The sequence below is a fragment of the Kineococcus gurbantunggutensis genome (assembly GCF_050871925.1).
Taxonomy (GTDB): Bacteria; Actinomycetota; Actinomycetes; order Actinomycetales; family Kineococcaceae; genus Kineococcus.
The window spans coordinates 1-984 of record NZ_JBJLSG010000337.1 but is presented as its reverse complement, the minus strand read 5'-3'; the positions used below and the strand labels follow the sequence as shown (position 1 = coordinate 984).

Here is a 984-nt window from a genome sequence, read left to right as displayed (position 1 = left end):
CCCCGCCCCCCCCCCCCCCCCCCCCCCCCCCCCCCCCCCCCCCCCCCCCCCCCCCCCCCCCCCCCCCCCCCCCCCCCCCCGCGGGGGCGGGGCCCGGTGCGGGACCCCGCCCCCGTGGACGGTCGCGCGGTGCGCGCGGTGCGCTCGCCTCAGGCGGAGGCGGGCTCCTCGGTCAGGCCGCGGGTCAGCGCCGGGTCCACCGGGATGCCCGGGCCCATCGTCGTGGTGATGGTCGCCTTCTTGAGGTAGCGGCCCTTCGACGACGACGGCTTCAGCCGCAGCACCTCGTCCAGGGCGGCGGCGTAGTTCTCGACGAGCTGGGTGTCGTCGAAGGAGGCCTTGCCGATGACGAAGTGCAGGTTGGCGTGCTTGTCGGTGCGGAACTCGATCTTGCCGCCCTTGATCTCGGTGACGGCCTTGGCCACGTCCATGGTCACCGTGCCGGTCTTCGGGTTCGGCATCAGGCCGCGCGGGCCCAGCACCTTGCCCAGGCGGCCGACCTTGCCCATGAGGTCGGGGGTCGCCACGGCGGCGTCGAAGTCGAGGCGGCCCTTGGCGACCTCGTCGATGAGCTCGTCACCGCCGACGACGTCGGCGCCGGCGGCCTCGGCCTGCGCGGCGCGCTCGCCCACGGCGAAGACCAGCACGCGGGCGGTCTTGCCGGTGCCGTGCGGCAGGTTGACGGTGCCGCGGACCATCTGGTCGGCCTTGCGCGGGTCGACGCCGAGGCGAAAGGCCACCTCGACGGTCGCGTCGTACTTGGTGGTCGACGTCTCGCGGGCCAGCTTCACGGCCTCGAGCGGGGCGTACAGGGTGTCCGCGTCGATCTTCTCGACGGCGGCGCGGTAGGCCTTGCTGCGCTTCACTGCTGCTCCTCTTGATCGGGTGAGGGTCGTGGTCGACGGGCCGCGCGGGGCCCCTCCCCCCGGGGGGGGGGGGGGGGGGGGGGGGGGGGGGGGGGGCGGGGGGGGGGGGGCGGGGCGC

At 76.6% G+C, this 984-nt stretch carries 1 protein-coding gene; it reads right to left on the bottom strand.

Annotated features, from left to right (window positions below):
- Positions 1–149: 149 nt before the first annotated feature.
- Entirely contained in the window at positions 150–866 is a 717-nt protein-coding gene (gene rplA / locus ACRYR7_RS25555; protein WP_432575199.1) for a 50S ribosomal protein L1, read from the bottom strand.
- Positions 867–984: the final 118 nt, after the last annotated feature.